This window comes from Microbacterium sp. USHLN272 (assembly GCF_037149655.1).
Lineage (GTDB): Bacteria > Actinomycetota > Actinomycetes > Actinomycetales > Microbacteriaceae > Microbacterium > Microbacterium galbinum.
Genome location: NZ_JBBCRA010000001.1, coordinates 1,499,504 through 1,512,996 on the forward strand (window position 1 = coordinate 1,499,504; position 13,493 = coordinate 1,512,996).

General features: G+C 69.0%; 16 protein-coding genes and 2 tRNA genes. 5 read left to right on the forward strand and 13 right to left on the reverse strand.

The genetic code is table 11. The features are described from left to right. Positions 1-8 precede the first annotated feature (8 nt). Both WFJ97_RS07290 and WFJ97_RS07295 read right to left on the reverse strand, forming a co-directional pair. Positions 9-635 carry a GyrI-like domain-containing protein gene (locus tag WFJ97_RS07290; protein ID WP_336640986.1) on the reverse strand — a complete coding sequence of 209 codons (627 nt, stop codon included), beginning with the start codon at positions 633-635 and terminating at the stop codon, positions 9-11. A gap of 14 nt (positions 636-649) precedes the next feature. Beyond that, entirely contained in the window at positions 650-1,204 is a 555-nt protein-coding gene (locus tag WFJ97_RS07295) for a TetR/AcrR family transcriptional regulator (protein WP_336640987.1), read from the reverse strand. A gap of 88 nt (positions 1,205-1,292) precedes the next feature. Here WFJ97_RS07295 and WFJ97_RS07300 point away from each other — a divergent pair, with 88 nt between their 5' ends. Then, the gene (locus tag WFJ97_RS07300) at positions 1,293-2,321 is read left to right on the forward strand and encodes a zinc-dependent alcohol dehydrogenase (RefSeq protein WP_336640988.1); all 1,029 of its coding nucleotides are present in this window, start codon (positions 1,293-1,295) and stop codon (positions 2,319-2,321) included. Beyond that, positions 2,321-2,890: a cysteine hydrolase family protein gene (locus WFJ97_RS07305; RefSeq protein ID WP_336640989.1), complete on the forward strand. Its 570-nt coding sequence runs from the start codon at positions 2,321-2,323 to the stop codon at positions 2,888-2,890. The genes WFJ97_RS07300 and WFJ97_RS07305 overlap by 1 nt, the downstream gene beginning before the upstream one ends. Positions 2,891-2,908: 18 nt before the next feature. Here WFJ97_RS07305 and WFJ97_RS07310 read toward each other — a convergent pair whose 3' ends face one another. From WFJ97_RS07310 to WFJ97_RS07320, 3 genes are all read right to left on the reverse strand, one after another. Then, entirely contained in the window at positions 2,909-3,772 is an 864-nt protein-coding gene (locus WFJ97_RS07310) for an AraC family transcriptional regulator (RefSeq protein WP_336640990.1), read from the reverse strand. A 192-nt stretch (positions 3,773-3,964) separates the two neighbouring features. Next, positions 3,965-4,054 (reverse strand) — tRNA-Ser (locus tag WFJ97_RS07315). Positions 4,055-4,134: 80 nt separating this feature from the next. Next, positions 4,135-4,503 carry a VOC family protein gene (locus WFJ97_RS07320; RefSeq protein WP_336640991.1) on the reverse strand — a complete coding sequence of 123 codons (369 nt, stop codon included), beginning with the start codon at positions 4,501-4,503 and terminating at the stop codon, positions 4,135-4,137. A 62-nt stretch (positions 4,504-4,565) separates the two neighbouring features. On the opposite strand from WFJ97_RS07320, the gene WFJ97_RS07325 reads away from it, so the two are divergent. Beyond that, a complete protein-coding gene (locus WFJ97_RS07325) occupies positions 4,566-5,006 on the forward strand; it encodes a MarR family winged helix-turn-helix transcriptional regulator (protein ID WP_336640992.1) in 441 nt (146 codons plus the stop codon). Between the two features lie 30 nt (positions 5,007-5,036). On the opposite strand, the gene WFJ97_RS07330 is transcribed toward WFJ97_RS07325, so the two are convergent. The 4 genes from WFJ97_RS07330 to serS form a co-directional block, all read right to left on the reverse strand. Beyond that, entirely contained in the window at positions 5,037-6,323 is a 1,287-nt protein-coding gene (locus WFJ97_RS07330; protein ID WP_247632921.1) for an LCP family protein, read from the reverse strand. Positions 6,324-6,373: 50 nt separating this feature from the next. After that, a tRNA-Ser gene (locus tag WFJ97_RS07335) sits at positions 6,374-6,458 on the reverse strand. 42 nt (positions 6,459-6,500) lie between these two features. After that, entirely contained in the window at positions 6,501-7,322 is an 822-nt protein-coding gene (locus tag WFJ97_RS07340) for an HAD family hydrolase (protein ID WP_336640993.1), read from the reverse strand. Then, entirely contained in the window at positions 7,319-8,638 is a 1,320-nt protein-coding gene (gene serS, locus WFJ97_RS07345) for a serine--tRNA ligase (protein WP_336640994.1), read from the reverse strand. Before serS ends, WFJ97_RS07340 begins: the two co-directional genes overlap by 4 nt. Positions 8,639-8,760: 122 nt before the next feature. Here serS and WFJ97_RS07350 point away from each other — a divergent pair, with 122 nt between their 5' ends. Then, a complete protein-coding gene (locus WFJ97_RS07350) occupies positions 8,761-9,141 on the forward strand; it encodes a YybH family protein (RefSeq protein WP_247623460.1) in 381 nt (126 codons plus the stop codon). A gap of 149 nt (positions 9,142-9,290) precedes the next feature. Here WFJ97_RS07350 and WFJ97_RS07355 read toward each other — a convergent pair whose 3' ends face one another. Further along, the gene (locus WFJ97_RS07355) at positions 9,291-9,830 is read right to left on the reverse strand and encodes an RNA polymerase sigma factor (protein WP_336640995.1); all 540 of its coding nucleotides are present in this window, start codon (positions 9,828-9,830) and stop codon (positions 9,291-9,293) included. A 77-nt stretch (positions 9,831-9,907) separates the two neighbouring features. Between WFJ97_RS07355 and WFJ97_RS07360 the strand changes: the two genes are divergently transcribed. Beyond that, on the forward strand, positions 9,908-10,906 hold the full coding sequence (locus tag WFJ97_RS07360) for a diacylglycerol/lipid kinase family protein (RefSeq protein ID WP_247623462.1): 999 nt from the start codon (positions 9,908-9,910) through the stop codon (positions 10,904-10,906). A gap of 66 nt (positions 10,907-10,972) precedes the next feature. Here the strand turns inward: WFJ97_RS07360 and WFJ97_RS07365 are convergent, their stop codons facing one another. From WFJ97_RS07365 to WFJ97_RS07375, 3 genes are all read right to left on the reverse strand, one after another. Then, positions 10,973-11,701, reverse strand: a complete 729-nt coding sequence (locus tag WFJ97_RS07365; protein ID WP_247623463.1) for a hypothetical protein — start codon at positions 11,699-11,701, stop codon at positions 10,973-10,975. Between the two features lie 46 nt (positions 11,702-11,747). After that, positions 11,748-13,208: a cardiolipin synthase gene (cls, locus tag WFJ97_RS07370; RefSeq protein WP_247623464.1), complete on the reverse strand. Its 1,461-nt coding sequence runs from the start codon at positions 13,206-13,208 to the stop codon at positions 11,748-11,750. A gap of 98 nt (positions 13,209-13,306) precedes the next feature. After that, complete coding sequence (locus tag WFJ97_RS07375) at positions 13,307-13,480, reverse strand: hypothetical protein (protein WP_247623465.1); 174 nt, start codon at positions 13,478-13,480, stop codon at positions 13,307-13,309. Positions 13,481-13,493: the final 13 nt, after the last annotated feature.

Below are 13,493 nucleotides of genomic sequence, written 5' to 3' on the forward strand. Positions count from 1 at the left end.
TCGCTCGCTCAGGGACCCGCGGGAGCCACCGGCTGCCGCAGGATCGTGCGGAGCCTGGCCGGTTCGACCCGGCGCGCGTCGCTGAGGTAGATCTCGTGGTGGATGCCGCGCATCTCCAACCCGTTCCCGGGGATGAAGCGGTGGTGCAGATCCTCGAGCACGGGCGCCTCGTCGTCGTACGACCCCACGTGCAGCGTCTGCACGCACAGCCCCTCGTCGAAGGTCTCGAGCCGCACGGCCGACAGGCTCGGAGAGGCATCCTTCTTCACCGAAGCCTTGCCGCGCGCCGCCTCGACCATCTCGGCGGTGACATGGTCGGGAACCATGATCATCATCGTCCACAGCCACGTCGACTTGTCACGGCGCGAGGTGAATGACGCCATGTCCTCGGCATGCCAGAGGCCCTCCAACGGCATGACGACGGTGTCGACGCCGAGCTGCGCGCGGCTCGCGAACTTGACCCCGTAGGCGATCGGATACAGCGCGGCGAGGGCATCCGCGTAGGCCTGCGACACGTTCGGATCGCCGGCGCCGTCGATCATCAAGTACTGCATCGGCGGCACGTCGACGAGCCGGAACACCCCGCGCTTCGCCTGGTACGCGTCGAGCGTCTTCTTCAGATCGGTGGCCGGCATCGCGAGTCCTTCCGTCATCCGCGGGTAAGCAGGTCGCCGAGGTCCCGCACGCGGCGCAGCGCCTCGGCATCGCGGGAGACGATCGCCGCGACCATCGCCCCGAGCAGCGCATCCGCGACGAGCTCGTGCCCCTCACGCCCCGCCGCCGCGAACGAACGCTCGATCGCACTCCGCAGCGGAGCGAGGAAGTGGTCGACCGTGCGCTGCCGCGCCGATTCATCGGATGCCGAGGCCACGAGCAGCGCCCGGAACAGTGCGGCGTCGGCATCCGCTTCGATCGAGGCGATCGAGCTCTGCAGCCAGAGGTCGATGTCGGCGCGGAGGTCGCCGGTCGCGGCGACGACGACCAGTTCGACCGGCAGCACGTCGTCGAGCACGCAGTCGGCGACGAGCGCCTGCTTCGTCGGCCAGCGGCGGTAGAGCGTTTGGCGCGGCACGCCGGCTGCAGCGGCGATGTCGCTCATCGCGACGCCCTCGTAGCCGCGGGCGAGGAGGAGCTCGCGGGTGGCGCGGAGCGCGGCCACGCGGGTGCGCTGATCCGGGGGCCGCCCGATCCGAGATTCCGCCATGAGTCGAGAGTACCGAAGGTGTTCCGCTACTTATGTGACATGTGTAACATAAGTGCCGCGTGAACTTCCGACCCGAATGGAGCCCCCGATGAGATCAGTACTGGTGACCGGCCCCGGCGAGACGACCGTCGTCGACGTCGACGCCCCCACCGCCGGCCCGCGCGACGTGCTCGTGCGCGTGCGCGCCTGCGGCATCTGCGGCTCCGACCACATGTACACGACCTATGGCGGCATCCCTCCGCGCCAGGGCGCGACGCCGCTCGGGCACGAACCGGCAGGCGAGGTCGTCGAGGTCGGCGCCGAGGTCGAGGGCGTCACCGTCGGCGACCACGTCGTCATCAACGTCATGGCCACCGTCGACGGCCTGCTCGGCTCCGGCGGCGCGCAGGGCGCGCTCAGCGAGTACGTGGTGCTGCTCGATGCGAAGCCGGGTGAGCAGTTCCGGGTCGTCCCGCCGCACGTGCCGTTCAGCGTGGCCGCGCTCAACGAACCGATGGCGGTCGCCCGCCACGCGGTCAACCGCCTCGACCCCGCGCCGGAGCACCGGATCGCGATCTTCGGCGCCGGCCCGATCGGCCTCGGGGCCCTGCTCAGCCTCAAGCGTCGCGGCGTCGCGCACGTCGTCGTGATCGACATCGTGCCCAACCGCCTCGAGAAGGCGCTGGCGCTCGGAGCGGATGCCGTCATCGACTCCCGCGCCGAAGACGTGGCCGCGCGGCTGATCGAGCTGCACGGCCGGTCGACGGGCATCGGATTGCGCGGCGAGCGCTCCTCCACCGAGGGATACATCGACGCCGCGCGTGCGCCGCAGGTGATCCGGACGGTGCTCGGTGTCGCCGGCAAGCGCGCCGTGCTCAGCGTGGTCGCCGTGCACAAGGCTCCGGTCGAGATCGACCTCGGCGGGCTCCTGACCACCGAGCTCGACATCCGTCTGTCGATGGGGTACCCCACCGAGATCTTCGAGGTGACCGACGACATCATCGACAACTGGCAGAAGTACGCGCAGATCATCAGCGACGAGATCCCCTTCGACCGCGTGCAGGACGCACTCGCCCTCGCCGCAACGCCCGGACAGGCCGAGAAGGTCGTCGTCACCTTCGGCGGAGAGAACGACTGATGCCGCTCGCACCCCTCGACGAGAACGTCGCGCTGATCGTCGTCGAACTCCAGGTCGCCACCGCGCCCCGCATGGAGCAGGACACCCTCGAGCGGGTCGTCGCGAACACGAACACGCTCGCCGCCGCGTTCCGGGCATCCGGTCAGCCGGTGGTCGTCGCCACGGTCAGCGGGTCGGTGCCCGGGCGCACCGAGATGACCAAGGCGCACGGGGTATCGACGGTGCCCGCCGACGGCGATGCACCCCTCCCCTCGCTGGTGACGGATGCCGCCGACATCCGCATCCGTCGCGCACCGTGGAGCGCGTTCGCCGGCTCCGACCTGCACGACCAGCTCTCCCGCCGCGGGGTGACGCAGGTGGTCGTGACCGGCGTCGCCACCAGCATCGGGGTGGAATCGACCGCGCGAGACGCCTACGCGCTCGGTTACTCGGTGGCGCTCCCGACGGATGCCGTCATGGATTTCCGCCCGGACGTCGGTGCAGCGCACCTCGCGCAGATCGTTCCCCTGCTGGCCGAGGTCACGACGACGGAGGAGTTGGTCGCCGCGCTGGGCGCATCGGGTCGCTGACGCGCGGCGCAGACCCGCTCACGCCTCTTCGATCGGCAACCAGAGCTCGCACGACGCGTGCGTGCCGGTGAACTCCAGGTACCGCACGATCGAGGGTCCGGGCCGCAGTCGCCACGGGTTCGAGGGGAACCATTCGGTCGCCGTCGCCGCCCAGAGGTTCTGCAGCGTCTCGGGGAACGGCCCGTCGGCCGCGAAAACCGCCCAGGAGCCGGCGGGCAGCGGCATCGCATCGAGGTCGGCGGGCACGGGCGACGACTCCTTCCTGGCCACGCCGTGCAGATAGGTGAGGGGGCTGCCTTCGGGTGCGTCGGGCTCGACGTCGGCGGTGACGGCCAGGATGCCGGTGGGCTCGGCATCCGACAGCGCCTTGAGGCGCGCGTGCTCTTCGGGAGCGATCGCGGCGATGTGCTCCTGGATGCGCGGGTTGACCCCGCGGTGGATCAGCGGGACGTCGACCGCGTGCCCGACGAGGACGATCGCGGGGTGATGGGTGATGGTGACGTGCATGGGAGTGCTCCCTTCAACGCTCAGGCGGAACCGGAGCGTGGGTTGTGTGCGAAGAGGTCCGCCGTCACGGCGCGCATCGGCAGGTCCGATCCCGTGCACGGCTCGGAACGCTCGGGCGAAGGCTTCGACCGAGCCGTATCCGTGCCGCACGGCGACATCGAGAAGATCGGATGCCCCGGCGACGAGTTCCGCGCCTGCCCGAGCCATGCGGCGACGTCGCACGTACTCCGACAGCGGCATGCCGGCCAGCGTCGAGAACATCCGGCGCAGGTGGTACTCCGTGGTGCCGCGCGCGCGAGCGAATCCGGCGACATCGAGATCATCGACGTCGGTGCTCTCGACCAGGTCGACCAAAGCATTCAGCGTGCCGATCATGCGTTCCTCCTCTGTGGATGCCCCCAGCATCCCGCGCGTCCGGCTCCCCCCACCCGATCAGTCCGGACGGATTCGATCGGGTCGCACCCACGATCCATACCAAAGGATCGGCCCGTACCCTTTGGTATGGATCGGCGGCACGACTCCACCGGAGAGCGCGAAAAAGCCCCCGATCACTCGGGGGCTTCGCTGCGGAGACGAGGGGATTTGAACCCCTGGACCCCTTAAAGAGGTCTCCACCTTAGCAGGGTGGTGCACTAGGCCGGACTATGCGACGTCTCCAGGCATCCTCGCCCGAAAGCTCGGATGCACCTAGCCATCGTAACGGATTCCGCGGCATCCCACGAACCGGACGCGATCACTCAGGCGCGATCGTGGAGAGTCACGTGATAGCCATCGGGATCGGCGAAGGTGAAGGTGCGCCCGAACGGGCCATCGATGGGCGCGGTGACGATCCTGTGCCCGTCGGCGACGAGGGCATCGTGGATCCCCTGCACGTCCGTCGCGTGCATCCACAGGGCTACCCCGACGCCGGGGTGCGGGGCCGCCACGAGGCCGGAATCGGGGAGGACATCGCGAAGCGCGAAAGCGATCGGCGCCGTGGCGAAGACGACGGCATGCGGTGGTCCGGCGGGAGAGCGTACGAGACCCAGGTATCGCTCGTAGAACGCCCGGGATCCGTTCAGGTCGCGCACCTGCAGGGAGATGAAGTCGGGGCCGGTGACAGGCATGGGATACTCCTTCGATGTGTGTCAGTTTTCTGACACACATCACTCTATGTCAGAATGCTGACATGAGTCAAGATGGCATCGACCTGCGGACCTCGCTCGGGTATCTGCTCAAAGAAGCGGCGAGCGCCCTGCGCGGCGCGATGGAGGAGGCTCTACGACCGCTCGACATGACGATCACGCGCTACTCCTGTCTCGAGCTGCTGGCCCAGAGGCCGGGCCTCTCGAACTCCGACCTCGCGCGCGGAGCATTCGTCACTCGGCAGTCGATGAACGTCCTGCTGCAGCAGCTCGAGCGCGAGGGCCTCATCGTGCGGGCAACGGAGGCTCCCGTCGGCAAAGCGCTCCCGACTGATCTGACTCCTTCGGGCCGCGAGCGGCTCGAGAGCGCGACCGCAGCGGTGCGGGCGGTCGAGAAGCGGATGCTCTCGGGTATGAGCGCGCACGATCAAGACGTGGCGTTCCGCATGCTCCGCGGGATGGTCGAATCGCTGCGCGGCGACTGATCGGTCGGTCCGGACACTGCCCGACGTCGGTCAGCGCACGTTGCCGTTCGAGCAGGTCTGCTGCGCGGCCGAGTTGCCCTTGATGGTGTCGGGGAGCGCCACGACGTTGTCGGGCGTCGCCGGCTCGGTCGGAGCAGCCTCCTCGGTCGGAGCCGTCTCCTCGGTGGGGGCCGTCTCCTCGGGGGTCGTCTCGGCGGGCGTGGGCTCCTGCACGATCACACCGTCGTTGCTGGTGTTCTGGTGCGTGATCTGCAGCTGCGCGTTCGCCTCGATCGCGTCGAAGAGCTCGCCGGCGGCCGTGTAGTTCGGCACCACCTTGTTGGCGTTCTGCGAGTCGGTGCCCGTCGGGTACTGCACGAACACGATGTCCTCGAACGGGACCTCCTTGACCGCGAGGGCGATCTGCACGATCGTCATCGGGTCGTTCAGCGTCGTGCTCGTCTCGAGGTTGCTGAGACCGACGTTCGCGAGCTTCAGCATGGTGCCCACGTTGCCGAGGGTCTCGCCGCTGATGAGCTTGCGCGCCAGGCTCGACATGTACTGCTGCTGGTTGCCGATACGGCCCAGGTCGCTGCCGTCGCCGACGCCGTGACGGGTGCGCAGGAACTGCAGCGCCTCGAGGCCCTGCACGGTGTGGGTGCCGGCCGTGAGGTCGAGGCCCGTGTAACGATCGCGGATCGGGTTCGCGAGGCACACATCGACGCCGCCGATCGCGTTCGTGATCTCGATCACGCCGCCGAAGGTGACGGATGCCGCGAACTGCACCTCTTGACCGGTGAGCTCGGAGATCGTCTTCGCGACGCAGTTGAGACCGCCGTCGCTGTAGGCCACGTTGAGCGGCTGCTTGCTCATCGCGGAGTGCACGTTGCCGTCGTCGTCGGTGCACTCGGGGATGGGGATCATGAGGTCGCGCGGGAAGCTGACGACCGTGATGCGGCGGGGGTTGTCGGAGACGTGCACGAGCAGGTTGACGTCGTTGAGGTTGCCCTCCGAGTCGTTGCCGCTGCAGCGGTCACCGAAATAGCCGGCGTACGCCTCTTCGCAGGTGTCGACACCCGCGAGCACGAAGTTGAATCCACCCTCGTACTCGCTGATGTCCGGCGGAACCGCATCGGCCGACTGGCCCTCGAGTTCGACGGAGTTCGCGAGCTGCGTGCTGCGCAGGTCGTATACGACGTACGCCGCAACGCCCACACCGCTCACCAGCACCACCGCGAGTCCGATCGCGATGAACTTCAGCAGCTGGCTGAGGGGTCCCGGCGAGTGCAACTGGCCGTGGCGCGCGATCGTTCGACGGCGTCGGGTGTTCTCGGTCACACGGTGCCTTTCGGTTCTGCCTGCGGTGAGGGGGCACCGGGCTCAGGAAGCGGAGGGTGTGGGATTCGAACCCACGAGACATCTCTGCCCACTGGTTTTCAAGACCAGCTCCATCGGCCGCTCGGACAACCCTCCCGACAGACGGATCTGCCGACAAGCCGTGAGTCTAGCCGAGTTCTATTCTCCCGCGCTGACCTGGGCGGGCGCTGGAAGTGTATTCAGCGCACTCGCCAGCCCGCCATCGACGACGTCGTCGGTGATCTCGGATGCCGCATCCTTCACCTCGGCCGGCGCCTGCCCCATGCCGACCGCGCGCCCGCCGAGCGTGCGCGCCCAGCCGAACATGCCGATGTCGTTGCGCCCGTCACCCGCGACGAGCACGCGCTCCCCGACGAGGCCGAGCTCTTCGCGCACGCGCTCCAGCGCAGTGCCCTTGTCGACCCCCTGCGGGGCGATGTCGAGCCAGGCCGTCCACCCGATCGCGTACGAGACCTCGTTCAGGCCGGCATCCGCCACCAGCCGATGGAAGTCCTCCTCGTCGTGGCCGGGCGAGACCACGACGATGCGCGACACGGGCTCGGCCGCGAGCTCCTCGAAGCTCACCCGCCGGCCGCCGTCGAGCGTCCAGTCGTCGAGCTGGTCGGTGAAGAGCCGCTGGCCCGAGGCGAGCTCGACCATGTAGCGGGCGTCCGGCAGGCGCTCGCGCAGAAGGGCGAGCGCGGGCGAGGGGTCGAAGGTCTCGACGTTCCAGCGCTCCCAGTCGTCGCCGACGCGGCGCATCGTGACCGCGCCGTTCGAGCAGACGACGTACTCGGCGTCGAGTTCGAGCTGCTCGACGTACCGACGGGTGGCCATCCAGCTGCGGCCGGTGGCGATCGTCACGACGTGACCGGCATCGCGAAGGCGCGCGACGGCCTCGGGCACGCCCGGGCTCATCGTCTCGTCCTGGAGCAGGATGGTGCCGTCGACGTCGAGCGCGACGAGCCAGGGCGAGGTCATGCGGTGACCTTCGACGTCGCCTTCGTGTTCTCCGGCGTCAGAACCTCGAGCCCGCCGAGGTAGGGGCGCAACACCTCGGGCACGCGCACCGAGCCGTCGGCCTGCTGGTGCGTCTCGAGCAGCGCCACGATCCAGCGGGTGGTCGCGAGCGTGCCGTTCAGCGTCGCGACGTGCTGGGTCTTCGGTGCGGAACCGGAGTCCGCCCCGTCGACGACCGGCCGGTGGCGCACGTCGAGGCGGCGCGCCTGGTAGGTCGTGCAGTTCGACGTCGACGTCAGCTCGCGGAACGCGCCCTGCGTGGGCACCCAGGCCTCGATGTCGTACTTGCGCGCGGCGCTCGATCCGAGGTCGCCCGCGGCGACGTCGATCACGCGGTAGGCGAGGCCGAGCGAGGTCAGCATCTCCTCCTGCAGCGCGACGAGGCGCAGGTGCTCGGCCTCGGCATCCTCCGCCTCCGTGTAGACGAACATCTCGAGCTTGTTGAACTGGTGCACGCGGATGATGCCGCGGGTGTCCTTGCCGTGCGATCCGGCCTCGCGGCGGTAGCAGGTCGACCAGCCGGCATAGCGCAGCGCGCCGTCCGACAGGTCGACGATCTCGTCCTTGTGGTATCCGGCGAGGGCGACCTCGCTGGTGCCGACGAGGTAGAGGTCGTCGCCCTTGTCGAGGTGGTAGACCTCGTCGGCGTGCTCTCCGAGGAAGCCGGTGCCCTGCATGATCTCGGGGCGTACGAGCGTCGGCGTGATGAGCGGCACGAAGCCGTTCTGCAGCGCCTTGTCGAGCGCGAGGTTCATGAGCGCGATCTCGAGACGGGCGCCGATGCCGCGCAGGAAGTAGAAGCGGGCGCCCGAGACCTTCGCCCCGCGCTCCATGTCGATCGCCCCGAGGATCTCGCCGATCTCGAGGTGGTCGCGCGGCTCGAAGTCGAACGAGGGCACCTCGCCGACGCGACGCAGCTCGACGAAGTCGGCCTCGCCACCGGCGGGCACGCCGTCGATCACGACGTTCTCGATGCGGGCCAGGGCGGCGGATGCTGCCTCTCCGGCGTCGTTCGCGACCTGCTGCGCCTGCTTGACGCGCTCGGCGAGCTCCTTGCCCTGCGTGACGAGCGCGGGCTTCTCCTCCTTCGGCGCCTTCGCGATGACCTTGCCGAACGCGTTCTGCTCGGCCCGCAACTCCTCGAACGCGGCGAGCGCCGCGCGGCGCGATCGATCGGCCTCGAGTGCGATGTCGACGGTGGCCTGGTCGTTGCCGCGCGCGGCCTGCGAGCGGCGGACGAGATCAGGGTGGTCGCGGAGAAGAGCGAGGTCGATCATTCCACGATTCTACGGGTGTCTCCCACCCCCTCAGGCTCGCCGGATGTCACACCCGGGGGCGTGCAGCGTCTTTCTCCTCGGTGGTCGGCATCCGGCCGATCGCCGCTGTGAAAGGAATACCCATGACCACCCGTGTCACCTCGCTCGACCAGCTGAACCTGGCCTTCGCCGACCGCTTCAACGCCCGCGACCTCGACGGCCTGATGGCCCTGAACACCGCCGACGTCGTCTTCGTCCCGGCTCCCGGCACCCCGGTGACCGGCGAGGCGGCCGTCCGCGGCGCGCTCGAGCAGTTCCTCGGTCTCGACCTGCCGATCTCGATGACCGTCCGCCACGTGTTCGAGAGCGCCGGCACCGGCCTCGCGATCGCCGACTGGACGATCACGGGCACGGGTCCCGACGGATCCGAGATCGCCCTCGCCGGCACGACCGCCGACGTGGCCGTCTTCGATGAGGAGCACGGCTGGCGCTACGCGGTCGACAACCCCTTCGGCACCGTCTGACCCGCGCAGCGCGGCATCCTGCGAGCCCGTCGAGACCCACCATGCGCGTCGAGACCCATCGGTGCCGACGTCAACGACGGTGGGTCTCGGCGGGCTCGATGGGTCTCGACGGGCGGACCAGGGCGTCACCCCGGGCCGAGAAGAACCCGTCAGTCTGCGCCCATGCCGCTCTGCCGGCAGGCGCCGAGCGCCTTGCGTGCGCGGGCGACGCGCTGGCGGACCGCCGCGGGGTCGATGCCGAGGCGCTCCGCCGCTTCGCCGGCCGACAACCCGTCGACGGCGGTGAGCAGCAATGGCTCCCGCAGCGAGTCGGGGAGGTCGTGCAGAGCGGCGAGCGCACCGTCGAGGATCACGCGGATCTCGGCGGCTCCGGCCACGTTCACGGCGTCGGGCATCTCGTCGTCGAGCTCGGTCTGCGGGCGGCGTGCCCGCTGACGGGAGAGGTCGATCGCGACGTTGCGCGCGATCGCGTCGAGCCACGAGCACACCCTTCCCGGCTCGGGAGTCTCCAGGTGGGCGACCGATCTCCAGGCGCGCAAGAGCGCCATCTGGGCGGCATCGTCGGCATCGTCCACGGGCACGCCGAGCGAGATGCTGCGGCGCCGGAGCCGATCGGGCTCGTCCGTGATCATCTCGGTCAGCAGTGCACGCGCATCGCCGATCGACTCGCTCTTCGCCTGCGCACCCATTCCGGCCCCTCCCCAGAGCGCTCGGGCACCCGTCCCCGTGTCACCTGCATGACACATGCCGGGAATAGAGTATCGCCATGACGAAGCCCCCGGCCGCGAGACGACAGGCCGCGCTCGTCTACAACCCCATCAAGGTCGACGAGAAGAGACTGCGCGCTGCCGTGCGCGAGCTGTCGAAGGCCGAAGGGTGGGAGCATCCGGCGTTCTATCCGACGACAATCCAGGATGCCGGGCAGGGTGCCACGGCGCAGGCTCTCGCCCGTGGGGTCGACGTCGTGCTCGTCGCGGGTGGCGACGGCACCGTGCGCGCGGTCTCCGAGGCCATCGCGAACACCGGTGTTCCCCTCGCGATCCTGCCGAGCGGCACCGGCAACCTGCTCGCACGCAACCTGGCGTTGCCGCTGGGCTCGCCCGACGACATGATCCGTGCGGCGCTGACCGGATCCCGCCACGCGATCGACATCGGATGGGCGCGCATCACACGTGAGAGCGGTGACGAGAGCGAGCACGCCTTCGTGGTGCTGGCCGGAATCGGACTCGACGCCGACATGATCGCGAACACCCGCCCGGACCTCAAGAAGTCGGTCGGGTGGATCGCCTACGTCGACGGCGCCGCGCGCTCGCTCGCCAACGCCTCGCCCTTCCGCTCGGTGTATCAGATCGACGACGGCCGCCTGCATTCGACGAAGGTGCACAGCATCCTCTTCGCCAACTGCGGCACCCTGCCCGCGGGCATCGCTCTGGTGCCGGATGCCTCGATCTCCGACGGAACCCTCGACGTCGCCGTGATCCGGCCCTCCGGTGCGTTCGGCTGGTTCAACGTCTGGCGCAGGATCTGGTGGGAGAACTCGGTGCTGCGGCGCTTCGCCGCCGGCAGGCGCATCCTCGAGCGCCGGGGGAAGGATGCCGCGGTGCACTACTTCCAGGGCCTCGCCGCGGAGGCTGCGACGTCGGTGCCCACGCCGGTCGAGCTCGACGGCGACGAGTTCGGCAATGCCGTGCGCATCACGTGCCGGGTCGATCCGAGCGCGCTGCTGCTCGCGCTACCGGAGGGGCATCCGGTCGACGCGCTCTGACACGCGGCTTTCCTTCCGGTGCTCCGCCGCGAGGTGCTCCGCCGGCGATGCGCTCAGCCGGCGGTGTCAGTCGGCGAGCACCGACACCGTGCCGTCGAGGCCACCGCCCACGAGGGTGAGGGTGAAGCCGTCGTCATCGACCGCGTCGTCGCCGAACGAGAGGATCGTCGCACGCGGCGCCATGTCCATGGTGCAGATCTGGGTGTCGTCGGTGACGAAGGTCGCCGTGCCCGCGTTGCCCGAACCCTCGAGCGACTCGACGACCGGCGGGCATCCCGACGAGCCCCAGGTGAGCAGCACGAGGCTGCCGTCGTCGAACCATCCGGCGGAGGGCTGGTACTCGGTCGACTCCCCGGGAACGCCGGTGACGGGTGCCCCGCCGATCTCGGCGTCATCCGAGATATCGCCGTAGGTGACCTGCAGCGTGATGTCCTTCGTCGGGTCGACTCCGGCGGGCAGGCCGCCGATGCTGGCGCGCTGCACCATGTCCTGGGTGCAGACCTGGTCGGCTGCGCCGTCGACGAGCGTCACCGAGACGTTCTGGCCCTCGGCGGTCACCGTGTCGACCTGCGGAACGCACGTCGAGGAGCCCCAGGTGACGACGGCGAACATGCGGCCCTCGTCGAGCAGTGCGGCCTCGACGTCGGCGAAGTCGTCATCGCCGGCCCCGGGCGCGGTCGATGCTCCGGGTGTGCTCGTGGGGGAGGTCGATCCGGGGGTGGCGGTGCACCCGGCGATCAGCAGCGCCGCAGCGAAAGCGGAGAGGACGGCGACGACGCGCGAGGGAGTGACCATGCCCCCAGGGTACCGGTGGCGATATTCCATCGGAAGTCGGGAGCGATCACTGCAGGGCGGAGGTGAGGCGCGCCAGGTTGTCGAGCACGGTCGAGCGCAGCGGCTGCTGCATCCACTCCTCGAGGGTGAGCTCCCGACTGAGCGACCGATAGGTGTCTTCGACCTCGCGCATCTCGGCGACGAACTCCTCGCCGCGCACGAGCATCGAGACCTCGAGGTTGAGACCGAACGAGCGCATGTCCATATTGCTCGAGCCGATGACCGCGACCTCGTCGTCGACCGTCAGGCTCTTGGTGTGCAGGATGTACGGCTTGCGGTACATCCAGATGCGCACGCCCGCCTTGAGCAGCACCTCGTAGTAGCTGCGCTGCGCGTGGTAGACCATGGCCTGGTCGCCCTCTTCCGAGACGAACAACTCGACCTCGACACCGCGGTCGACGGCCGCGGTGACGGCGAGCAGCAGGGCCTCGTCCGGCACGAAGTACGGGCTCACGATCATGATGCGATTCTTCGCCGCATACAGCAGGCCGAGGAAGAGACGCAGGTTGTTCTCGACCTCGAACCCGGGGCCCGAGGGCACGACCTGGCAGTCGAGGTCCCCCGATCCGATGTCGGCGTGGGCGATGTCGATCTCCTCCAGCACGATGTCGGTCTCGCTGTACCAGTCGCTGAGGAAGATCGCGTTGACGCTGAGCACGACCGGCCCGTCGAGGCGCACCATCAGGTCGACCCAGTGCAGGCCCCGCTTGATGTTCTTCGGCAGGTTGTAGGTCGAGTCGGTGACGTTCTGCGAGCCGAGGAAGGCGGTCACGCCGTCGACCACGAGCAGCTTGCGGTGGTTGCGCAGATCGGGGCGCTGCATCCGGCCCTTGAACGGCTGCACCGGGAGCATGAGGTGCCAGTCGGCGCCCATGGCGTTGAGGCGCCGGATCGTCTGCTTGTAGCGCGGCTTCCAGCGGTTGGCCCAGTGGTCGAGCAGCACCCGCACCGAGACGCCGCGCGCCGCGACCTCCTCGAGCGCACGGAAGAAGTTGTCGGTCGAGGCGTCCGATTGCAGGATGTAGAACTCGACGTGCACGTAGTCCTTCGCCTCGCGGATGGCGTCGGCCATCGCGTCGAGCGACTCCTGGTAGTCGGAGATCAGGTGCGCTCCGTTGTCGCCCGAGAGCGGCAGAGCGCCGAGGCGCTGGTTCATCTCGACCAGCGGACCGAACCAGTCCGGCGCGTGGGGACGGAGGGTTCCGAAGTGCAGGTGCTCGCTGGTCGCGGCGATGTACTCGTTGATCTGGTCCTGCTTGCGGCGGCGGGCGCGCGGCAGTCGCGGGTTTCCGATCACGAGGAACAGGAAGACCCCGACGAACGGGATGAAGAAGATCGCCAGCAGCCAGGCCATCGCAGCCGTGGGGCGGCGGTTGCGCGGGATGACGATGATCGCCGTGATGCGGATGGTCAGATCGAGCACCACGAGGAACGCCGTGATCGCCCAGGCGACGCCCTCCGCGGTCATACTGCTCTCTTCCTGACGGACCTCACCGATGAAGGTTCCGTCGCGCATCACCGTCCGGCGGTGTTCGCTTCACAGTAGCGGATGGGTGGGACAGTGCCTCAGGAGCGCGGGGGAAGACCGCGGGCCGCGCGCTCCTCCGCCTCGATCTGCGCGTGCACCTTGCGTTCGGTGCGGTCGAATCGCAGGATGCCGCGGAGCACCATGAAGAAGATGGCGCTGACCCCGAGGGTCGGAAGGATCGACCACGCGGCGGCGACCCAGAAGTTGTCCATACCCCCATGGTAC